At 61.3% G+C, this 20,182-nt stretch carries 20 protein-coding genes; 3 read left to right on the top strand and 17 right to left on the bottom strand.

All coding sequences use genetic code 11. The annotated features are described in order from the left end of the window. Positions 1 to 2: 2 nt before the first annotated feature. The 10 genes from CF161_RS29605 to CF161_RS29560 form a co-directional block, all read right to left on the bottom strand. Entirely contained in the window at positions 3 to 1,412 is a 1,410-nt protein-coding gene (locus CF161_RS29605) for a circularly permuted type 2 ATP-grasp protein (RefSeq protein WP_020300313.1), read from the bottom strand. A gap of 440 nt (positions 1,413 to 1,852) precedes the next feature. After that, complete coding sequence (locus tag CF161_RS29600; RefSeq protein ID WP_020300312.1) at positions 1,853 to 2,194, bottom strand: ribonuclease E inhibitor RraB; 342 nt, start codon at positions 2,192 to 2,194, stop codon at positions 1,853 to 1,855. A gap of 210 nt (positions 2,195 to 2,404) precedes the next feature. Continuing rightward, entirely contained in the window at positions 2,405 to 2,638 is a 234-nt protein-coding gene (locus tag CF161_RS29595; protein ID WP_020300311.1) for a hypothetical protein, read from the bottom strand. 132 nt (positions 2,639 to 2,770) lie between these two features. After that, the gene (locus tag CF161_RS29590) at positions 2,771 to 3,379 is read right to left on the bottom strand and encodes an START domain-containing protein (protein ID WP_020300310.1); all 609 of its coding nucleotides are present in this window, start codon (positions 3,377 to 3,379) and stop codon (positions 2,771 to 2,773) included. 42 nt (positions 3,380 to 3,421) lie between these two features. Continuing rightward, positions 3,422 to 3,676, bottom strand: coding sequence for a YkgJ family cysteine cluster protein (locus CF161_RS29585; RefSeq protein WP_020300309.1), 255 nt, complete (start codon positions 3,674 to 3,676; stop codon positions 3,422 to 3,424). A gap of 170 nt (positions 3,677 to 3,846) precedes the next feature. Continuing rightward, the gene (locus tag CF161_RS29580) at positions 3,847 to 4,359 is read right to left on the bottom strand and encodes a hypothetical protein (RefSeq protein WP_020300308.1); all 513 of its coding nucleotides are present in this window, start codon (positions 4,357 to 4,359) and stop codon (positions 3,847 to 3,849) included. Positions 4,360 to 4,439: 80 nt separating this feature from the next. Beyond that, entirely contained in the window at positions 4,440 to 5,879 is a 1,440-nt protein-coding gene (locus CF161_RS29575) for a PLP-dependent aminotransferase family protein (RefSeq protein ID WP_020300307.1), read from the bottom strand. Between the two features lie 202 nt (positions 5,880 to 6,081). Beyond that, positions 6,082 to 6,894: an OmpA family protein gene (locus CF161_RS29570; RefSeq protein WP_020300306.1), complete on the bottom strand. Its 813-nt coding sequence runs from the start codon at positions 6,892 to 6,894 to the stop codon at positions 6,082 to 6,084. Continuing rightward, positions 6,891 to 7,247, bottom strand: coding sequence for a DUF4398 domain-containing protein (locus CF161_RS29565; protein WP_020300305.1), 357 nt, complete (start codon positions 7,245 to 7,247; stop codon positions 6,891 to 6,893). The genes CF161_RS29570 and CF161_RS29565 overlap by 4 nt, the downstream gene beginning before the upstream one ends. 9 nt (positions 7,248 to 7,256) lie before the next feature. After that, a complete protein-coding gene (locus tag CF161_RS29560; RefSeq protein ID WP_020300304.1) occupies positions 7,257 to 8,081 on the bottom strand; it encodes an ABC transporter substrate-binding protein in 825 nt (274 codons plus the stop codon). Between the two features lie 520 nt (positions 8,082 to 8,601). Here CF161_RS29560 and CF161_RS29555 point away from each other — a divergent pair. After that, positions 8,602 to 10,131, top strand: a complete 1,530-nt coding sequence (locus tag CF161_RS29555) for a fused MFS/spermidine synthase (RefSeq protein ID WP_020300303.1) — start codon at positions 8,602 to 8,604, stop codon at positions 10,129 to 10,131. Positions 10,132 to 10,216: 85 nt separating this feature from the next. Here CF161_RS29555 and CF161_RS29550 read toward each other — a convergent pair whose 3' ends face one another. Together CF161_RS29550 and CF161_RS29545 are read right to left on the bottom strand one after the other, a co-directional pair. Next, positions 10,217 to 11,146 carry an electron transfer flavoprotein subunit alpha/FixB family protein gene (locus tag CF161_RS29550; RefSeq protein WP_020300302.1) on the bottom strand — a complete coding sequence of 310 codons (930 nt, stop codon included), beginning with the start codon at positions 11,144 to 11,146 and terminating at the stop codon, positions 10,217 to 10,219. Between the two features lie 2 nt (positions 11,147 to 11,148). Further along, the gene (locus CF161_RS29545) at positions 11,149 to 11,898 is read right to left on the bottom strand and encodes an electron transfer flavoprotein subunit beta/FixA family protein (protein ID WP_020300301.1); all 750 of its coding nucleotides are present in this window, start codon (positions 11,896 to 11,898) and stop codon (positions 11,149 to 11,151) included. Positions 11,899 to 12,444: 546 nt separating this feature from the next. Here CF161_RS29545 and CF161_RS29540 point away from each other — a divergent pair. Then, positions 12,445 to 14,109, top strand: a complete 1,665-nt coding sequence (locus CF161_RS29540; RefSeq protein WP_020300300.1) for an electron transfer flavoprotein-ubiquinone oxidoreductase — start codon at positions 12,445 to 12,447, stop codon at positions 14,107 to 14,109. A gap of 81 nt (positions 14,110 to 14,190) precedes the next feature. On the opposite strand, the gene CF161_RS29535 is transcribed toward CF161_RS29540, so the two are convergent. Beyond that, positions 14,191 to 15,081 (bottom strand): AraC family transcriptional regulator, encoded by an 891-nt coding sequence (locus tag CF161_RS29535; RefSeq protein ID WP_020300299.1) that lies wholly within the window; start codon positions 15,079 to 15,081, stop codon positions 14,191 to 14,193. 221 nt (positions 15,082 to 15,302) lie between these two features. Here CF161_RS29535 and CF161_RS29530 point away from each other — a divergent pair, with 221 nt between their 5' ends. Further along, complete coding sequence (locus CF161_RS29530; RefSeq protein ID WP_020300298.1) at positions 15,303 to 16,355, top strand: NAD(P)-dependent alcohol dehydrogenase; 1,053 nt, start codon at positions 15,303 to 15,305, stop codon at positions 16,353 to 16,355. Between the two features lies 1 nt (position 16,356). On the opposite strand, the gene CF161_RS29525 is transcribed toward CF161_RS29530, so the two are convergent. The 4 genes from CF161_RS29525 to CF161_RS29510 form a co-directional block, all read right to left on the bottom strand. Further along, the gene (locus CF161_RS29525) at positions 16,357 to 17,160 is read right to left on the bottom strand and encodes an IclR family transcriptional regulator (protein ID WP_020300297.1); all 804 of its coding nucleotides are present in this window, start codon (positions 17,158 to 17,160) and stop codon (positions 16,357 to 16,359) included. Positions 17,161 to 17,272: 112 nt separating this feature from the next. After that, on the bottom strand, positions 17,273 to 18,421 hold the full coding sequence (gene dgoD / locus CF161_RS29520; protein ID WP_020300296.1) for a galactonate dehydratase: 1,149 nt from the start codon (positions 18,419 to 18,421) through the stop codon (positions 17,273 to 17,275). Between the two features lie 48 nt (positions 18,422 to 18,469). Further along, on the bottom strand, positions 18,470 to 19,090 hold the full coding sequence (locus tag CF161_RS29515; protein WP_020300295.1) for a 2-dehydro-3-deoxy-6-phosphogalactonate aldolase: 621 nt from the start codon (positions 19,088 to 19,090) through the stop codon (positions 18,470 to 18,472). Between the two features lie 12 nt (positions 19,091 to 19,102). Beyond that, positions 19,103 to 20,092, bottom strand: a complete 990-nt coding sequence (locus CF161_RS29510; protein WP_020300294.1) for a 2-dehydro-3-deoxygalactonokinase — start codon at positions 20,090 to 20,092, stop codon at positions 19,103 to 19,105. Positions 20,093 to 20,182: the final 90 nt, after the last annotated feature.

Raw genomic sequence — 20,182 nt, 5'->3', positions numbered from 1 at the left:
CCTTAATCCTCGACCACCCAGGTGTCCTTGGTGCCACCGCCCTGAGAGGAGTTCACCACCAGGGAGCCTTCACGCAGCGCCACACGGGTAAGACCACCGGGCACGACACGGGTTTCACGGCCAGACAGGACAAACGGACGCAGGTCGATGTGCCGCGGTGCAATGCCGTTTTCGACAAAGGTCGGGCACGTGGACAACGACAAGGTGGGTTGCGCGATATAGGCGTGGGGCTTGGCCTTGATCCGCGCGCGGAAGGTCTCGATTTCCGCTGCGGTAGCCGCCGGCCCCACCAACATGCCGTAACCCCCGGAGCCCTGGGTTTCCTTGACCACCAGTTCCGGCAGATGAGCCAGCACATGGGACAACTCATCGGGCTTGCGGCACTGCCAGGTCGGCACGTTCTTCAGGATCGGCTCTTCATCCAGATAGAAGCGGATCATGTCGGTGACAAAGGGATACACCGACTTGTCGTCGGCCACCCCGGTGCCGATGGCGTTGGCCAGCACGACATTGCCCGAGCGATAGGCAGACAGCAGGCCCGGCACGCCGAGCATCGAGTCCGGGTTGAAGGCCAGCGGATCGAGGAAGGCGTCATCCAGGCGGCGGTAGATCACATCCACTGCCTTGGGACCGTCGGTGGTGCGCATGAAGACTCTATCGTCACGGACGAACAGGTCGGCGCCTTCCACCAGCTCCACGCCCATTTCCCGCGCCAGGAACGCATGTTCGAAGAAGGCGCTGTTGAAGCGCCCGGGCGTCAGCACCACGACACTCGGGTCATCCAGCGGGCTGGAGCTTTTCAGGGTGTCGAGCAACAGGTTCGGGTAATGGTCGATTGGCGCGATGCGCTGGGCGGCGAACAGCTCGGGGAACAGACGCATCATCATCTTGCGGTCTTCGAGCATGTAGCTCACGCCGCTGGGGGTCCGCAGGTTGTCTTCGAGCACGTAATAGGTGCCGTCGCCGTCGCGCACCAGGTCGACCCCGGAAATATGCGAGTAGATATCGCGGTGCAGATCCAGCCCCTGCATCGCCAACTGGTATTGCTCGTTGGCCAGCACCTGTTCGGCAGGAATGATCCCGGCCTTGATGATCCGCTGGTCGTGGTAAAGATCGGCCAGGAACATGTTCAGTGCCTTGACCCGCTGGATGCAGCCGCGCTCGACGATCCGCCACTCACTGGCCGGAATGCTGCGGGGAATGGTGTCGAACGGAATCAGGCGCTCGGTGCCCTGCTCGTCGCCATAGAGCGTGAAGGTGATGCCGGCGCGGTGAAACAGCAGGTCGGCCTCGCGTCGCCGCTGTGCCAGAAGCTCGTCAGGGGTTTCGGCAAGCCAACGGGCAAATTCCCGGTAGTGTGGGCGAACCTGACCGCCAGCATCGTACATTTCATCAAAATAGGTGCGGATCATGCCGTACTCCTTGTCACCCGGACATCTAAGCATCGCAAGGCCCGTGCCACTGGCATAAACGCTTTGATTTCAATCAGTTGGATTAACTCATCGGTCACGCCGCACCATTGCCGTGCAGCAAACGCCCCAACTTGATCGTCCCCGCTCCAATACGAGGCAATGGCTGTGGCTATCACCAGCATAGTCAGAGTTGATTTCACTGCCCGGGCAAGGCGCTGGATAATCCGTGCATCGCGCAAAACTTCGTAACCCGGCGTGACGAAGTCGATGCCTTAAGCTTCAGGGCGCCGCCGCTGATGGGTGCTCACCACCCCAACGGCTTTGCCCACACCGCTCTTCCCTTTTGGCCACCCCTTGCAGGTGGCCTTTTTTTGCCTTGCAGAAACCAAATCGGCCAACCCGAAGGTCAGCCGATGCTGTGTTGACGCTATTCATATGCGCTATACGAGTAACCCTCGAACCTCCTGCTTCACGCCCCAACCTTCGATGATGCCGCCCAGAGGCTCGACCACCGCCTCAAAGTCCTGCTCGAAGTCGCCGATGCCGCCGTAGGTGGCGTACATCACCTTGCTCAGCTCCAGGTACCACGCGCCATCGTCGCGCACGCTGATCTGGGCATTCAAGGATTCACCGCGAAAATGTCCTGCCGCCCTGCGCGCCCGCTCCTCATCCGGGAAAATGGCGTAGAACTCGATGGGATGGAATCGTGAAAAGTCGAAGCCGCCTTCTTTCATGCGGCGCAACACGCTGGTGCTGATGTCTTCTTGATAGGCTGTGCTCATGAAACGTCCTCCTGGAACCAATGGATAGACTTTCCGTACTCCCTGTCTGCACCTCAAGGCTGCAGACGTTGCGGCAAACAGCACCGCCAGGACACAAGCATGTAGCTGACAAGACCAGACCTTAGCGATTCATTCGCTGATCTCGTTTGCAGAGTAGCGCCAAGAACCGGGCGCTGCCAAGGTCTGGTTAAGGATCAAGCGGGTGGGTGATTAAATCGCACTAATGCCGAGGATTTGAATGCTGTTCTGCTCTTTCAGACTTTTGACTGTCGGGTCGTCGGTACGCCCCTCCAGATCATTGAGATCCAGCTCGGCCGAAACCGGCAACAGCTTTGCGCGAATCATGCGTGCCGCCTGCTCCATGCTGGGCTGCTGTTCACAGTCGAACTGTTCCACTGACTGGACACCATGATCGTCTACGAAAGTGATTTGCCACTTTTGCATCAGTGCCTCCTCGATAAAGCCCGTGGGTGGGCCTACAACATCTCGACCCTGACGCCCGGGAAATCGTTCCACCGCTGTTGCGCATAAAAAAGACCGCCCGAAGGCGGCCTTTGGCGTGAGACCGGGTGACGCTCAAGGCTTCTCGGCGCGCTCTTTCAGCGCCTTGAGGGTATTGAACGGCGCATCGACCACGAACTTGTTGGCCAGCCAGGACGGCACGCTGCCGCCAGGCTCGGTGTGCACCTGGTAGGTGACCTCAATCTGGTCGGCACCTTTGGGCACCATTTTCCAGAAGCCCTCGACCTGGGCCACACGAACAAACCCCTTCTCTTCGGGAATGTAGGTCGGTACGCCTTCAAGCTTGCGCGTCAGGCTACCGTCAGCGCCTTCGGTGGTGGTGATATGCAGCACTGAGTCACGAGCCGTGACCGGCCATGGCGTGTTGAACTGGGTGTAGGTCCAGCTCTGGTTACCTTCGTGCTTGAGCAGCTTTTGCGATTTGCACTCGTGGATCCAGCTGCAGGCGCCCGCCACGTCTTCCTGCAGGCTTTGCAGTTTGGCCATCGAGGCTTTGATCACGGTCACGCCGCGGTAAGCCTTGTATTTGGAACCGGCCACTTCGCTCAGGGAGACCTTGATCCCGTCCTGATCCTTGGCCGTTTGCCAATCTTCGGCCTGAGCCGTTGCCGCCAGTAACACTGTCAAACCACAGAGCGCAGCCATTCGTTGCAGCGAACCCATTGTCTTATTCCTTATTGTTGAAGTTCCGTTCATTGAAAACACTCAAGCCGCCGTCATTTGTTCCCACCAGCCAATCAACTTGATGGCTTGCTCACGGCTGTCGCCACAGACTTCGATATCCGCATGAAACGCCCCACACACGGCCGGCCGCTCGGGCAGGCCAAACAGCGCACACAAATGTTCGACCGACAGATGCACGCATCGTTCTCCGGCAGGCTTGCCCTGGGGCATCCCCGGAATTGGCGTGCTGATGGAAGGGGCAATGCAGCAAGCGCCACATCCTTCACGGCAGTTCATGGTGAAACGCTCCTCGCGATGAGCAAAGTATTGAAAATGACGCACAGCAAGAGTAACCGCTAAAACAGCCGTTTAAAATTACTCTAAGAACGGTTTTTGCGCTGAAAGCTGTGTGACTGACCAGTCTCCGACAAAGTGTCGTTGTCAGCGGTCACACACGGGGAAGGAATTTATTGCTTGAACTCGAAATCCAGGGCCGCGCCCTCGACGTCACGCCGCTCTTCATTGCGCAACTGCAACTGCATTTCGTTGCTCAACAAGCGGCCGTTGAGCTGAAACGGGCTGCTTTCCTTGGGCTTCTCACCAAACATTTGCGGCAGCAAGGGTTCGCGCTTGGGCATGGCTACCGTGCCGATGGGCTGCAGGTGCTTGACCATTTCCGGTGGCAGGCTCAAGTCCAGCTTTGCTGACGGCAACGGGGTCTTGGCAATCTCACGCGCGGACTTGGATTTGGAAGCAATAGGCGCACGCTTTTTGGTCTTGGCCGTTTTTTTGGTCTTGGCCGCGGGCTTGGCAGCCGTAGTTTTTTTGCTCGCAGAAGGCGTATTGGCCGCCGATTTTTTCGGTTCGGACGCCGCGCTCCGGGCACTTGCATCCTGCGTCGGCGCCGCCAGCAGCGGGCCGGCGCCCAAGGCCGTCGACAGGCAAATCAACAGGCAGGCAGCAGGATAAAAAGCTTTCATAGACAAAAAAGGGGGGCAGTGAAAGGTGCCATATGCTCGCTTGTCGACAGCTTCATGACAAGCGTTGCAACCGGCGCCCCTCAAAAACCGCCAGCGGTCTCCTGACATAATTGACTGGCCAACATGCCCAGCGTCATCAACGCTCGCTCGGCCTCGCGATTCCATGGCGTACCGCAATTAAGACGGATGCAGTGGTTGAATTGTTCCGTATTACTGAAGATCAGCCCTGGCGCAATACTGATCCCCTGCTGCAACGCACGCACGTGCAACTCTTGCGTGTTGACTCGCCCCGGCAGGCTGACCCAGAGAATGAACCCGCCTGTAGGCCGGGTAATCTGCGTGCCCTCGGGGAAATACTGCTGCACCGCCAACTGGAAGGCACTGAGATTCTTGCGGTACTCCTGACGGATATAACGCAGATGGCGATCATAACCACCGTTTTCCAGGTACGCCGCCACCCCCATCTGCGTCACGCTGCACGCCGAATGGGTGCTGAATGTCTGCAGCCGCTGGATCTCCTGCTGATACTTGCCCGCGATCATCCAGCCGATGCGCACCCCCGGTGACAGGGTCTTGGAAAAGCTCGAGCAGTAGATCACCCGGTCCAGGCGGTCATAGGCCTTGAGGGCCTTGGTACGCCCTACTTCGAACATCAGTTCGCCGTAGATATCGTCCTCGACCACCTGAATGTCAAAATCCGAAGCCAGGCGCAGCAATTGTTTCTGCCGCTCTTCAGGCATGGTCCCACCCAGCGGGTTACTCAGGCGCGTCGTCAGCACCAGGGCCTTGATCGACCACTGGTTGGCCGCCAGTTGCAAGGCCTCCAGGCTCATGCCTGTCGCCGGGTCACTGGGGATCTCGATAACCTTGAGCCCCAGCAGATCGGCCAGTTGCAACAGGCCGTAGTAGGTGGGCGACTCCGCGGCAATCAGGTCGCCGGGCCGGGTCAGCACCCGCAACGACATCTGCAAGGCATCGACACACCCGTGGGTGATCACCACTTCGGAAGGGTCCACCACCACACCGGCATCGCGCATGCGAATGGCCACCTGGCGGCGCAGCGGTTCGAAACCCGGGCTGAACATGTAGCTGAACGCCCGTGGGCTATGAAATCGGGTGACCTTGGCCAACTGCTGATGCAGGGCGCGCACCGGCAGGTAATCGACACTGGGCACCGCTGCGCCGAGCGGAAACACTCCTTCACGGCGCGACTCCACCAACACCTGTTGAATGATGCTGCTGCGGGTGACCAGTCCCGGGCGTTCGACCCGGGCGATGTCCGGGGTCGGCGCGGTCAGGGCCGGAGTCTGGTGCACGTAATAACCGGACTGCGGCCGGGCGCGGATCAGCCCCTGATCCTCGAGGTTGGCATACGCCTGCAACACCGTGGCGTGGCTGACATTGAGCTGCGAGCTCATCTTGCGCACCGAAGGTACGCGCTCACCGGGCTGGTACACACCCCGACGAATATCCTCAGCCAGTTGCTGAGCGATACGTTGATACAGCAAGAGATTGGTCATGACGCAGCACTCGATTTCACGGGCATTTTATTCTTGTGTGAAACACTACCGGAACAGTTTGGAAGTGTACGGGGACAGTTGCCACAATAGTCGACGATACACCGCAGTGTCAGCAAAAACTGTACGGTTTTTTGTGAGCCTTTCGGCAGGTACAAAAAAACCCGGCACCTTGAGGTAACCGGGTTCTGGTGTCGCCCAGCCCTTAGCGGGCGGCGCCGAGCTGGCCTTTCTCGTCGGAAAACACAATTTCCACTCGACGGTTCTGCGCCCGTCCGCGCTCAGAAGCGTTGGCCTCTACCGGGTAATCGTCGCCATAACCTTCGACCTTGATGCGTTTTTCGTCGATACCCAGGTCCACCAGCATATCTGCCACGGCTTGCGCCCGGTCGCGGGACAATTGCAGGTTGCTTTGCTTGTCGCCGGTGTTGTCGGTGTAGCCCTCGATCCGCACTACCCGCTTGGGGTTGAGCTGCAGGAACTGCACCACTTTGAGCACCGTACGATTGGCCGAGCTTTTCAGCTCCGCTTCACCGGTGTCGAACAACACATCGCCCAGGGTCATCACCAGACCACGGTCGGTCTGGGTGGTGGCCAGGCTGATGATCTGCTCCTCCAGCCACTTGCCCTGCTGTTGCACGCTCAGCAGCTTGGCTTCACGCAGTTCCAATTGCAGGCGCTGACGCTCCAACTCGAGCTTGGCCGCCCGTTCCTTGTTCAGCATTTGCTCGGTGTGCTCACGGGCAATTTCACTGTAGCGGCGGCTGAGGTAGGCGTAATGCACCACGTCGGAACCGCTGCCCCAGTAGCTGGACAGGCGATCGGCCCGCGCCAGGGATTCACCGGCACGAATCACGTCCTTGGGGGCGATGCGCAGGACATTGGAGTCTTCCTTGACCTTCTGGAAGTCGTTATTGGCCTGCTGCAAGACCTCTTCGCTTTGCTGGCCGGCACAGCCATACAAGCCCGCACAGGCCACCACCAGGGCACCGCTGAATACTCGGGTGATCAGGTTCATTGGGCATCTCCCAGTTGCTTGCGCAGGCGAGTGATGCGACTTTGCAGAACGTTCAATTGCTCCTGGCTTTTCAGGGTCAGGACCCGCGCCTCGGCCAGGCGCGCGTCAAGCTCGGCCTGTTCGGCACGCATGCGGGCGTGTTTGTACGACTCGTCCTGCATATTGCCTTGAGCGCGCTTGAACTTGTCCTCGGCGAGTTTCAATTCCGGCACATCGTCCACCGTGGCACCAACGGCCTTGGCCTGTTCCAGGGCCTGTTCAGTCAGGCGCATCTGTTCAATGGGCGCCGGATCGGTTGCACAACCCGCCAGGGCCACAAGGGCCATGGCAGCGAAAAGAGGTCGAATACTCACACAAAATCCCTACTGTTTTGAGGTGCCGGCGGGTTGCTGTAACTGGGCTTTCCAGCGCTCAAGATTGCGCTGCAGCAAGGCCTCGGTCAGGCCGGACGCGGGCAATTCTGTCATCTTTTTCGCCAACTGTCCGCGCAACCAGGGGTCATTGCAGGCCGAATTGTGCGAGACCGCCAAAAAAAGCCCTGGTTTATCAATTGCTTGAGCAGAGGCTACCAGGTCATTGGTCATCCCCAGGGACTGCACCAAGGCCATGCCCGAGTAGCGCCCCGCGAGCACGTACTCGACCTCCCCCAGCAACAGGGTCTGCAACGCTTGGGTCAGGTTCGGCGTGCGGCGCAGGCTCAACTGCTCTTTGGCGAGGGCTTCGAATGGCTGGGTCAGCCGAGCCTTTTCCGAGACAGCCCCGCGATGCCCGTGCAAGTCGGCCAACTGGTTAAAAACCCGCGCCGAATCCTTGCGCGTCCACACCAGGTAATCGTTTTGCACCAAAGGCGGGTGGATGTAATCCAGCGACTCCAGTTCGCTCAGGGTCAGCGGCGCGTCGGCCAACAGGTCCATGCGCCCGCTGCGTACCTCAGCCAGGGCCTCGGAGCGCTTGCCGGCGTACAGCAGTTCAACCTTGACACCCAACTCCCCCGCGACGTGTTGCAGCAGGTCGGCACTGGCGCCGATCAGGTGCTTGGGGTCCTGCGGGTCGCGCCACAGGTAAGGCGGTGCATCGGGGCTTCCGGTTGCCACCAGGCGCTCGCACTTACCGGCGGCCATCGTCCATCCGGGCACCCCCAGCAAACCCAGCACAACCAGGCACCCACTCAAGCGGCGCAGATCCATGACGAAACTCTCCCGCAGTCAACTCCAATAAAAAGTGCTTCACCGAACTTTGGGGAAGGCACAACCAAGAGCGCGCTCTGGATCAAGGTCTGGCCTGCGCGCCCAGCCTCTATCTAGATGACGCTCCCCAGCCTGATCTGCTTCGAAAGTGACCACGTGCAGATCGAACGGGCGCCCATGCTACCCGATTTACTTTGGCCGGCGGGCGGCAAAACCCATCGGCCTTTTGTGCCCCACCTCCACGCTCTGCATGGGACCAGTCTCAAAAGCCAGGCCCCAGGCGAAAGCAGGTTGACCCTGTCAGGACCCCCTCCCAATAATGCGGCGCGTTTCGGATCGGCGGGCCCAGCCCCTGCCACAGCGCACCTCTGTCTGGCTGACCGACACTGCCAGGTGTTCAAGCACTCCACTCAGCCGCCACGGCCTGCGCTCAAGGGCAGCATTGTTCCCTGGCACGAGCCCGATCCAATGGAGGTTCCTCCGTGCCAGGAACCAGAGAATCCGTAAATAAGGAATGTGCATGAACATCTCGATAACTCGTCTTTCACTGATCGCGTTTATCAGCGGCGCCTGCGTGATGGTGCTGGAAATGGTCGGCGCGCGCATGCTCGCGCCGTTTCTGGGCACCAGCATCGTGGTCTGGACCAGCCTGATCGGCATCATTCTGGCCAGCCTGAGCGTCGGTTACTGGCTGGGCGGCCGCCTGGCCGATCGCACGGTTTCCCAACGGGTGCTGGCCTGGCTGCTGCTGGGCGCGGCGCTGACCATTCTGCTGACAGCACTGTCCCACACCCTGATTCTGCAATGGGTGACGCAACTGGAAAGCCTGCACACCTCGGCCATTCTGGCCGCCAGCCTGCTGTTCGCACTGCCGGCGGTGTTCTGCGGGATGATTTCTCCCTACGTCACGCGCCTGGCACTGTCGGATGTCGATACCGCAGGCGCCACCGTCGGCACCTTGAATGCGATCTCCACCGTGGGCAGCATCATTGGCACCTTCCTTGGCGGCTTTGTGCTGATTGCCTGGGTTTCCAGCCCAACCATCATCTACGGCATCGCCCTGGTCATGGCGGCCAGCGCGCTGCTCGCCGGTGGCAAGGCCCAGGTTCCGGTGCTGGTCACGCTGGGGTTGATTGCGGGCATCGGTGGGGTGTTCGGTGCCAAGATCAGCTCGTTGGTGACCGCCGATGGCCTGATCTATTTTCAGGAAACGCCCTACAACAGCATCCAGATCAAGGAAGGCGTGCAGAACTCGAGCCGGCGCACCGTGCGGGTGATGATCACCGACGAGAACCGCACCCAATCCATGATGTTCGTCGACGCGCCAGCAGAACCTGCTCTGGAGTACGCCAAGTACTTTGCCATTGGTACCACGCTCAAGCCCGCTGCCCAGCGGGTACTGATGCTGGGCGGCGGCGGTTACTCAGTGCCCAAATGGTTGCTGGGGCCCGACGCCCCTCTGCCCGCGGGTAGTTTTCAGCTGGATGTCGTGGAGCTCGATCCCGGCGTCAGTGAAGTCGCAGAACGTTTCCTCGGCCTGGACCGCAGCAACCAGCCGAATTTGACGATCTTCCATGAAGATGCACGGCGCTTCGTCAATCGCAGCGCCAAGGCCACGGGTCCCAGGTATGAGTTGATTCTGGGGGATGTCTTCAACTCCCGCGCCTCGGTGCCGTTTCATGTAGGTACCCGGGAAGCCGCCCAAAGCATCGCCAGCTCCTTGAGCGACGAAGGCATCTTCATGATGAACGTGATCTCGGCTGTCGAAGGCGATGACGGGCGTCTGTACCGAGCGATTCATGCCGCCTTCGCCGACGTCTTCGGAACGACCGCGACCTTCCTGAGCGGGGCTCCGGAAAATCCTTCGCAAGTGCAAAACGTGATCCTGCTGGCAGCCAAGCAACCCGTCGACTTGGAGCGCCTGCTGGCCGACGCTCCGCAACTGGCGCCGCTTCTGGCCAATCGTTACAGCTTGGCGCTGGCCGACGATGTACCGGCGCTGAGCGACCGCTTCGCCCCCGTGGAACGCTATTTGGGCTCGACCTACTAAGCGTCTGCCCCGTTTGCCGGGCCACCTCTCAGGCATAAAAAAACCCGACCATCAGGTCGGGTTTTTTGTGAGCCAAGGCGCTGGGTTAAACCAGTTTCTCCAACTCGGGTACCGCTTCGAACAAGTCCGCCACCAGGCCGTAATCAGCCACCTGGAAGATCGGTGCTTCTTCATCCTTGTTGATCGCAACGATCACTTTGGAATCCTTCATACCCGCCAAGTGCTGGATCGCGCCGGAAATACCGACCGCGATGTACAGCTGTGGCGCAACGATCTTGCCGGTCTGGCCGACCTGCATGTCGTTGGGTACGAAACCTGCGTCGACCGCAGCGCGGGAAGCGCCGACAGCAGCGCCCAGCTTGTCGGCCAGGGCGTACAGGTGCTTGAAGTTGTCGCCGTTCTGCATGCCACGGCCGCCGGAAACGACGATCTTGGCAGCGGTCAGTTCAGGACGATCGGACTTGGCCAGTTCTTCACCGACGAAGCTGGATTTGCCAGCGTCGTGAGCAGCGGCAACGGCTTCAACGGCAGCCGAGCCACCTTCAGCGGCGACCGGATCGAAACCGGTGGCACGCACAGTGATCACTTTGACCGCAGCGGTGGACTGCACGGTAGCGATGGCGTTACCGGCGTAGATCGGGCGCTTGAAGGTGTCAGCGCTTTCTACGGAGATGATCTCGGAGATCTGGTCAACGTCCAGTTGGGCGGCAACCCGCGGCAGGATGTTTTTGCCGTTGGAGGTAGCGGCAGCCAGGATGTGGCTGTAGCCGGCACCGAGTTCGGCGACCAGAGGCGCGACGTTTTCCGGCAACTGGTGCGCGTAGGCGGCGTTGTCGGCCACCAGCACTTTAGCCACGCCAGCGATTTTCGCAGCGGCTTCAGCCACGGCGCCAGCGCCCTGACCTGCAACCAGCACGTGGATATCACCACCGATTTTAGCGGCGGCAGCCACGGTGTTCAGCGTGGCCGGAGCCAGCACTTTGTTGTCGTGTTCGGCGATTACCAAGATAGTCATGATTAGATTACCTTCGCTTCGTTTTTCAGTTTCTCGACCAGTTCAGCCACCGACTTGACCTTGATACCTGCGCTGCGTGCAGCCGGCGCTTCGACTTTCAGGGTCTTGTTGGTGGAGGCGGTGGAAACGCCCAAAGCATCCGGAGTCAGCACTTCAAGCGGCTTCTTCTTGGCTTTCATGATGTTTGGCAGGGACGCATAACGCGGCTCGTTCAAACGCAGGTCGGTGGTGATGATGGCCGGCAGTTTCAGCGAAACAGTCTGCGCGCCGCCGTCGATTTCGCGAGTCACGGCAACGTTGTCGCCACTGACTTCGACTTTCGAGGCGAAGGTGCCCTGACCGTAGCCGCTCAATGCAGCGAGCATCTGGCCAGTCTGGTTGTTGTCGCTGTCGATGGCTTGTTTGCCGAGGATCACCAGCGATGGCTGTTCCTTGTCGACAACCGCCTTGAGCAGCTTGGCAACCGCCAGGGAAGTCAGGTCTTCGGCAGATTCGACGAGGATGGCACGGTCGGCACCCAGAGCCAGCGCAGTGCGCAGTTGCTCTTGAGCGGTGGACGGGCCGATGGAGACGACGACGATTTCAGTCGCAACACCTTTCTCTTTCAGGCGTACGGCTTCTTCCACTGCGATTTCGCAGAAAGGGTTCATCGACATCTTGACGTTAGCGAGGTCTACGCCGGAGTTGTCCGCTTTGACGCGAACCTTGACGTTATAGTCGACCACTCGTTTGACAGCTACAAGAACCTTCATGGATTCCTCGTTACTCTCCGGTGAAAAGAAAGTCGCCTAGGCGAGAACCTGGCGGTTGATGCTCATCGGCACAAGGGCACCTCTAAAAACGCTGGCATGGAACAGGCGACCTTGCTCACGGGGATGATGACCGTTCGTCAGTGGTGACCGACGAGTCATTCTTTATCGCGGCGTGTAAACTGCGCGCTTGCGCGGCGCACTGCGTCACCTTGTACAGCCTTCGCCCTGTCTTTAGAGGTGCTCTTGAAACCAACAGTCAGCCTACGGCGAGCGCAAAACCGACCGTATCTTGACCGGAACGCCTTTTCCGGTCAATACGGCAAAATGGCCAGTCATAAGCCGCGCTTCTAGGATTTACCTGGCTTCCAGCAAATTCAAACAAACGTTTGTATTGGACGCTGAGAGTGGTGTAGATATAATGCGCCGCCCAGAGAGAAAGGCGGGTCATCCATTGTCCCCTCCCCCTTGTCGAGGAGGAAATAATGGATGCAACGCCAAACCTCCAATTAGAAAAAAACCGTTGAGCCTTGAGTAGGAGATAGCCTAGTGGAACGCGAATTTATGGAATTCGACGTGGTCATCGTCGGTGCCGGCCCCGCTGGCCTGTCCGCCGCCTGCCGATTGAAGCAGAAGGCCGCCGAAGCCGGTAAGGAAATAAGCGTCTGCGTGGTCGAAAAAGGCTCCGAGGTCGGTGCTCATATCCTGTCCGGCGCCGTATTCGAGCCGCGGGCCCTGAACGAATTGTTCCCGAACTGGAAAGAGCTCGGCGCACCGCTGAACACCCCGGTCAAACGCGATGACATTTATGTCCTCAAGAGCGCCGACAGTTCCATCAAGGTTCCAGACTTCTTTGTGCCCAAGACCATGCACAACGAAGGCAACTACATTATCTCCCTGGGCAACCTGTGCCGCTGGCTGGCCCAGCAGGCCGAGAACCTGGGCGTGGAAGTCTACCCAGGCTTCGCCGCCCAGGAAGCGCTGTTCGACGAGAACGGCGTGGTCCGCGGGATCATCACGGGTGACCTCGGCGTCGACCGTGAAGGCCAGCCAAAAGAAGGCGTCTATACCCCAGGCATGGAGCTGCGTGGCAAGTACACCCTCTTCGCTGAAGGCTGCCGCGGCCATATCGGCAAGCAACTGATCCAGCGCTTCAACCTGGACAGCGACGCCGACGCCCAGCACTACGGCATCGGGCTCAAGGAAATTTGGGAAATCGACCCGGCCAAGCATCAACCCGGCCTGGTGGTGCACACCGCTGGCTGGCCGCTGGACATCATGAGCGCCGAGAACACCGGTGGCTCGTTCCTCTATCACCTGGAAAACAATCAGGTGGTGGTCGGTCTGATCGTCGACCTGTCCTACAGCAACACCTTCCTGTCGCCATTCGATGAGTTCCAGCGCCTCAAGCATCACCCGGTGCTGGCCCAGTACCTGGAAGGCGGCAAGCGCATCAGCTACGGCGCTCGCGCCATCTGCAAAGGTGGCCTGAACTCGCTGCCGAAGATGGTCTTCAAAGGCGGCGCACTGATCGGTTGCGATCTGGGCACCCTGAACTTCGCCAAGATCAAAGGCAGCCACACCGCCATGAAGTCCGGCATGCTCGCCGCCGACGCCGTGGCCGATCGCCTGTTCGCCGAATCCGCAGGCGGTGATGAACTGACCGCCTACGTCGACAGTTTCAAGAACAGCTGGCTCTACGAAGAACTGTTCGCCTCCCGCAACTTCGGCCCGGCGATGCACAAGTTCGGCCCGATCATCGGCGCCGGCTTCAACTGGTTCGACCAGAACATCCTCGGCGGCAAAATGCCGTTCACCCTGCACGACACCAAGCCGGACTACGCCTGCCTCAAGCTGGCCAAGGACTGCAAGAAGATCGACTACCCCAAACCCGACGGCAAACTCAGCTTCGACAAACTGAGCTCGGTGTTCATCTCCGGTACCAACCACGAAGAAGAACAGCCGTGCCACCTGAAGCTGAAAGACCCGAGCATCCCGATCGGCACCAACCTGCCGCTCTACGATGAACCGGCGCAGCGCTACTGCCCGGCTGGCGTGTATGAAGTGATCACCAAGGAAGACGGCGAGAAGCGCTTCCAGATCAACTCCCAGAACTGCGTGCACTGCAAGACCTGTGACATCAAGGACCCTTCGCAGAACATCACCTGGGTCACGCCGGAAGGCGCGGGCGGACCGACTTACCCGAACATGTAAGCCCGCCGCTTGAACATCAAGGCTCCCATCCGGGGGCCTTTTTGTTGCCCGGGAATCAAGCGTGCCGGGGCCGCTGGGCGATCAGGCCGCCCGCTCCTCCCCCGGGCTGCGTTCGAAGTAGCGCTTGTACTCGCGGCTGAACTGCGACGTGCTCTGATAGCCCACGCTGTGCGCCGCCTGCGCCACCCCCATGCCTTCCACCAACAACAGTTGCTGGGCTTTGAGCAGCCGCAGGCGCTTGAGGTACTGCACCGGCGAGAGCAAGGTGCAGCGCTTGAAGTGCTCATGGAAGGTCGAGGCGCTCATGTGCGCATAACTGGCCAGGGTCTCGATATTCAGCGGCTCGGCGTAATGGGCATGCAGATGGCTCAACGACGTCGCGATCCGGGAAAACTGCCCCTGCTGTTCCACCAACGCCCGCAATACATCGGCCTGGGGCCCGCGCAAGGCCGTGAACAACAACTCGCGGACCCGTGCCGGCCCCAGGATCCGGCTCTCCAGCGGATCGTGCAGGCATTGCAGCAGCCGCTCGACGCAGCCACGCATGGCGTCATCCAGGACCACCGAGCTCATCGACTCCAGGGTCTGCGCCGCCGGCGGTGGCCCGGACTGAATGCCCATGGCCATCACCAACTCCCCGAGCACCACCCGATCAATGCCGACGGTCACGCCGTACAGGGGCGCATCAGGCAGGGCAAAGGTCTCGCATTCGAAAGGCACCGGCATCGCCTGGATCAGGTAATGCCCGGCGCCATATTCCAGGGTGCGCGGGCCCAGGTACGCGACCTTGCTGCCCTGGGCCACGATCATCAGGCTCGGCTCATAGATCTGCGGACCGCGCGCCACGTCGCAACTGGCACGCAACACCTGTACGCCGGGCAGGTGGGTCGGGGAAAAACCGTCGCTGGGCGTCAGCCCCTCGATCAGGGAAACCAGCGTGGCGTTAGCGTCGAGATGGCGGGTCAGGAGCATTGGAGCACTTCTCGGAGTATGGGGAGCGGCAAGCCACAAGCGGTGAGCTGCAAGCGGCGAGCGTGGGCGCACAGTTTATAGCCTGCAGCTCGTCGCTTGCCGCTTTCCACTGCTCCCCCGGAGCTTTAGGCATAAGACTCGGAGCAATCGCCATGGCCGCACCCAGGCTCGATGGGGAGAATGGCCCGCCTCACCTGTTCCTGCTTTTGCGAGGTCTTTTTATGTACACCGCCATCGGTTATGCCGCCCAATCGGCCACCACTCCCCTCGCCCCCATGTCCTTCGAACGCCGCAGCCCGCGTGCCGATGACGTGGCGATTGAAATCCTCTACTGCGGCGTCTGCCACTCCGATATCCACCAGGCGCGCAACGAATGGGGCATTGCCGTGTACCCGCTGATGCCGGGCCACGAGATTGTCGGCAAAGTCACCGCCGTCGGCGCCAGCGTCACGGCGCACAAGGTCGGCGACCTGGTGGGCGTGGGCTGCATGGTCGACTCATGCCGCCATTGCGACGCCTGCAAATCGGACCTGGAGCAATACTGCCTCGAAGGCCCGACCATGACCTACGCCACCCCGGACCGGGTCGACGGCAGCAACACCATGGGCGGCTACTCCGACAGCATCGTGGTCAGCGAACACTTCGTGGTGAAGATTCCGGCCACGCTCGACCTGGCCAGCGCCGCGCCGATCCTCTGCGCCGGCATCACCACCTACTCGCCCCTCAAGCACTACGGGGTCAAGGCCGGGGACAAGGTCGGCATTCTCGGCATGGGCGGCCTGGGCCATATGGGGATCAAGTTCGCCAAGGCCATGGGCGCCGAGGTCACGCTGTTCACCCGCTCCGCGAGCAAGGCCGAGGAAGGCCGGCGCCAGGGTGCCGATCATGTGATCGTCTCCACCGACGCCGAGCAGATGAAGGCCGCGGCCGGGCATTTCGACTTCCTGCTGGACACCATTCCGGTGCAGCACGATCTGAACCCCTACCTCGATACCCTGCGCTTTGACGGCGTGCATATCCTGGTGGGCCTGATCGAACCGGTGGACCCGCCCGTCAACGCCGCCAAGCTGGTCCTGGGGCGTAAAGTCCTGGCCGGGTCGCTGATCGGCGGGATTGCCGAAACCCAGGAAGTCCTGGATTTCTGCGCCGAGCACGGCATCACCTGCGACATCGAAATGCTCGACATCCGCCAGATCAACGAGGCTTACACCCGGATGATCAACGGCGATGTGAAGTACCGCTTCGTGATCGACATGGCCACCCTGAAGGCCTGATTCAGGCCTTCGCGCCCAACTCCGCAGAAAGCCGGGCGGCCGCCTGTTTCACCAGGGGGATCAGCTCGGCCATTTTCTCCAGCGGCATGTAGGGCACGGTACTGGCGACACTGATGCCGGCCACGATTCGTGCGCTGGCATCCCGCACCGGTGCCGCGACGCAGCGGATCGAGGGTTCGTTGTCTTCCAGGTCGAACGCATAACCGCCCTTCACATACTCCAGCATGCGCTGCTGGAACTGCTCCCAGGACGGTTCCTCGTGCTGCGGCCAGAGCACATTGCGCCCCCCCACCGGCAAACTGATCTGATACAAGCGCTGCCAGTCCTGCTGGCTGTCGTCGAGCATCAGCGCCTTGCCGATCCCGGTACGGGCCAACGGCATCCGATGCCCCACTCGCGAACGCATCTCCGGGCCATTGCGCCCCGGGTTCTTGTGCAGGTACAGCACGTCATCGTCCTCGCGGATCGCCAGGTGAATAGTGTCGCCGGTCAGTGCCGACAACTCATCCAGGATAGGCGTGGCCAGGCTGACCAGCGGCAGCGCTTCGCGCGCCTGGAAACCCAATTCGATCAGCTTCGGCCCCAACAGATAACCCACTTGCGGCACCACGCGCAGGTAGCGCTCTTCTACCAGGCAACTGGCCAGGCGGTGGGTGGTGCTGCGGGTGGTGCCGATCAGCCGGGCGATTTCCTTGAGGTCACGGGCACCGCTGGCCACGGCCTGGACCACGCCCAAGCCACGCAGCAGCGTCTGGGTGCCGGTCGGCGCGGCGTCCTTGGCGGTCTTTGGGGCGTCTTCCTGCATATCCAGCCTTCCGAGGGAGAGAACGGGCGGCATTATGGTCGCCCATCCGCCTTGACCACAACTCGCCACGCGCCACCCCGGCCACCCGCCACAGGGAGGCCCGCACGCGCGCCTACCACTCGGCGAAACTGCCGTCGGCGTGGCGCCAGATCGGGTTGCGCCAGCGATGACCGACGGCCGCGCGCTCGATCACGTATTCCTCGTTGATCTCGATGCCCAGGCCGGGGCCGTTGGGGATCTTCACGTAGCCCTGGTCGTAGTCGAACACCTGCGGCTGCTTGAGGTAATCCAGCAGGTCGTTGCTCTCGTTGTAATGGATACCCAGGCTCTGCTCCTGGATAAACGCGTTGTAGCAGACCGCGTCCAGTTGCAGGCACGCCGCCAGGGCAATCGGCCCCAACGGGCAATGCAACGCCAGGGCGACGTCGTAGGCTTCGGCCATGTTGGCGATCTTGCGGGTCTCGGTGATGCCACCGGCGTGAGAGGCGTCCGGCTGGATGATGTCAACGTAACCTTCGCTGAGCACCCGCTTGAAATCCCAGCGCGAAAACAGGCGCTCGCCGAGGGCGATCGGGGTGCTGGTCAAGGGCGCCAGTTCCTTCAGCGCTTCGTAGTTTTCGCTGAGCACCGGCTCTTCGATAAACATCAGCTTGTAGGGGTCGAGTTCCTTCATCAGCACCTTGGCCATGGGCTTGTGCACCCGGCCATGGAAGTCGACGCCGATCCCGACATTGGGCCCCACCGCATCGCGCACGGCGGCAACGTTGGCCAGGGCCAGGTCGACCTTGTCGTGGCTGTCGAGAAATTGCAGTTCCTGGGTGCCGTTCATTTTCACCGCGGTAAAGCCCCGTGCCACCGCTTCCCTGGCCGCCTGCGCCGTGTCGGCCGGGCGGTCGCCGCCGATCCACGAATAGACGCGGATCTTGTCCCGCACCTGGCCGCCCAGCAGGTCACTGACCGAAACCCCGAGGTCTTTGCCCTTGATGTCCCACAGCGCCTGATCGATGCCGGCCAGGGCGCTCATGTGCAGCGCTCCGCCACGGTAGAAACCGCCGCGATAGAGCACGGTCCAGATGTCTTCGATATTGCGTGGGTCCTTGCCGATCAGGTAGTCCGAGAGTTCCTCGACCGCCGCCGCCACGGTGTGGGCCCGCCCCTCCACCACCGGCTCGCCCCAGCCGGTCACGCCCTGATCGGTCTCGACCTTGAGAAAGCACCAGCGCGGCGGAACGATGAAGGTGGTCAGTTTGGTGATTTTCATCTGCTTGTCTCTCTGGTTTGAGGCAGCGCGCACGGCGCCGGAAAAGGCTTAAGCCAAGGCATGCCACGCGGCGACATAGGCCTTGGCCCGATGGGCCACGTCAGTGCTGCTCAGCCCGGGCTTGAACAGCCCCGAGCCGAGGCCGAAGCCCTTGACCCCGGCCTCGACAAACACCCGCATGTTGTCCGGGGTAATGCCGCCCACGGGCAACAGCACAGTGCCGGCCGGTAACACCGCGAGCCAGGCTTTCACCACCGCCGGGCCCATTTGCTCGGCGGGGAACATCTTCAATACATCCGCGCCTTCGGCCAGTGCGGCAAAGGCCTCGGTCGGCGTGGCGACACCCGGCGCCAGGTACAGCCCGGCGGCCTTGGCTGCGCGCAGGACCTTGGGGTCGCTGTGGGGCATGACGATCACCTGTCCGCCCGCCGCCTGCACCTGAGCCACCTGCGCAGGCTCCAGCACAGTGCCGGCGCCAATCAGGCAATCGGGAGGCAACTGGCTGCGCAGGCTGCGGATACTGTCAAACGGCTGCGGCGAATTGAGCGGCACCTCGATCACCCGAAAACCCGCCTCGTACAGGACCTCGCCGATGGCCAGGACCTCGTCTGGGCGCACGCCCCGAAGGATCGCCACCAGGCCGTTTTGTGCCAGTGCTTGCTTGAGCATTGCAAACCTCTTCTATGGTTGAACGCCGGGGAGCAGCCCGGCCGCCTTGGCCAACAGCCACAAGCCGCGTTCGGTGGCCTGCTCGGCCAGGGTCACCCGGGCGAACCCGCAGGCAGGAAGGGCCCGGCTGTAGCGGGCGCAGAGTTGGGAATTGCCGATCAACAGGATCGAGGGCAAGTGGGCGCTGTTGCGGCGGCGGTGCTGCACCTGGGCCAGGGCCGTCAACTCATGGCCGATCAGCAGCCCCGACAGATAATCAGGCTGGGCGCTGGCGCCGAGTTCAGCCGTCAGGCCCAGGCTGCGGGCGCTGAACAGGGTCGACAGCGGGCCGATCTGCCCCTCCAGGGACTGCGCCACCTGGACCCCGCGGTCGAAGGCCGCACCGTCGAACGCCGCACCGCGCTGTTGGGTGCGACCGAGAATGCTGTGTTCGCAGAGGACGGCGAACAGTTCGCCGGTCATGAAGGTCTCGAAATGCACGATGCGGCCGTCAGCCACCTCGACCCATTTCGAATGGCTGCCAGGCAGGCCGATCAGCAGGTTATCCGTGGCCTGCCGCGGCAGGTTGTGCAGCGCCCCCAGCACTTGGGTTTCTTCGCCACGCATGACGTTTGGCAGGCGCGAACGCTGGATCACACCGGGCACGATGTGCACCTCAACCCCACGCACGCTGCGCACCGAGACCAGGGCGCGGCCAAGTTGGGCAACGTCCGCCGGGGTTTCGCAGTAGCTCGCCTCGCGCCAGCCTTGAGCGCTGCCGACCATGCCACAGGCGATCACCGGCAAGTGCGGCGCGGTGTCGAGCCAGTCGCCGCAGGCTTCGTCGAAGGCCAGTTCAAAACCGTTGCTGCAGGCCTGGCCGTCGATGATTCGCACGGCCTTGGGCAGTTGCATGATTCCCGAGGTCAGCGCGCGCTGCTCCAGCACTTCGCCGCCTGCCGCGAGTTTGTAGGCACGCAGGGAAGTGGTTCCCCAATCGAGCCCGATCAGTTGCGCCTGCATCGCTTCACCTGTGAGTTGTTATTGGCAGTGAGTGCGTAAGAGCTGCTGGCGGCGACTATAAACCCCGCAGGATAAAAATCTCAATATATA

This window comes from Pseudomonas sp. CF161 (assembly GCF_000416215.1).
GTDB lineage: Bacteria > Pseudomonadota > Gammaproteobacteria > Pseudomonadales > Pseudomonadaceae > Aquipseudomonas.
Note: the sequence above shows the minus strand (reverse complement) of the source record. Positions and strands in the feature narration are given on the sequence as shown.

Coding starts and splice junctions, on each gene's coding strand:
- CF161_RS29515 (WP_020300295.1), bottom strand. CDS start 19,090: ATGCTCAAGCAAGCACTGGCACAAAACGGCCTGGTGGCGATCCTTCGG.
- CF161_RS29560 (WP_020300304.1), bottom strand. CDS start 8,081: ATGGATCTGCGCCGCTTGAGTGGGTGCCTGGTTGTGCTGGGTTTGCTG.
- CF161_RS29575 (WP_020300307.1), bottom strand. CDS start 5,879: ATGACCAATCTCTTGCTGTATCAACGTATCGCTCAGCAACTGGCTGAG.
- CF161_RS29545 (WP_020300301.1), bottom strand. CDS start 11,898: ATGAAGGTTCTTGTAGCTGTCAAACGAGTGGTCGACTATAACGTCAAG.
- CF161_RS29550 (WP_020300302.1), bottom strand. CDS start 11,146: ATGACTATCTTGGTAATCGCCGAACACGACAACAAAGTGCTGGCTCCG.
- CF161_RS29585 (WP_020300309.1), bottom strand. CDS start 3,676: ATGAACTGCCGTGAAGGATGTGGCGCTTGCTGCATTGCCCCTTCCATC.
- CF161_RS29555 (WP_020300303.1), top strand. CDS start 8,602: ATGAACATCTCGATAACTCGTCTTTCACTGATCGCGTTTATCAGCGGC.
- CF161_RS29525 (WP_020300297.1), bottom strand. CDS start 17,160: ATGCAGGAAGACGCCCCAAAGACCGCCAAGGACGCCGCGCCGACCGGC.
- CF161_RS29605 (WP_020300313.1), bottom strand. CDS start 1,412: ATGATCCGCACCTATTTTGATGAAATGTACGATGCTGGCGGTCAGGTT.
- CF161_RS29535 (WP_020300299.1), bottom strand. CDS start 15,081: ATGCTCCTGACCCGCCATCTCGACGCTAACGCCACGCTGGTTTCCCTG.
- CF161_RS29510 (WP_020300294.1), bottom strand. CDS start 20,092: ATGCAGGCGCAACTGATCGGGCTCGATTGGGGAACCACTTCCCTGCGT.
- CF161_RS29570 (WP_020300306.1), bottom strand. CDS start 6,894: ATGAACCTGATCACCCGAGTATTCAGCGGTGCCCTGGTGGTGGCCTGT.
- dgoD (WP_020300296.1), bottom strand. CDS start 18,421: ATGAAAATCACCAAACTGACCACCTTCATCGTTCCGCCGCGCTGGTGC.
- CF161_RS29595 (WP_020300311.1), bottom strand. CDS start 2,638: ATGCAAAAGTGGCAAATCACTTTCGTAGACGATCATGGTGTCCAGTCA.
- CF161_RS29580 (WP_020300308.1), bottom strand. CDS start 4,359: ATGAAAGCTTTTTATCCTGCTGCCTGCCTGTTGATTTGCCTGTCGACG.
- CF161_RS29590 (WP_020300310.1), bottom strand. CDS start 3,379: ATGGGTTCGCTGCAACGAATGGCTGCGCTCTGTGGTTTGACAGTGTTA.
- CF161_RS29530 (WP_020300298.1), top strand. CDS start 15,303: ATGTACACCGCCATCGGTTATGCCGCCCAATCGGCCACCACTCCCCTC.
- CF161_RS29600 (WP_020300312.1), bottom strand. CDS start 2,194: ATGAGCACAGCCTATCAAGAAGACATCAGCACCAGCGTGTTGCGCCGC.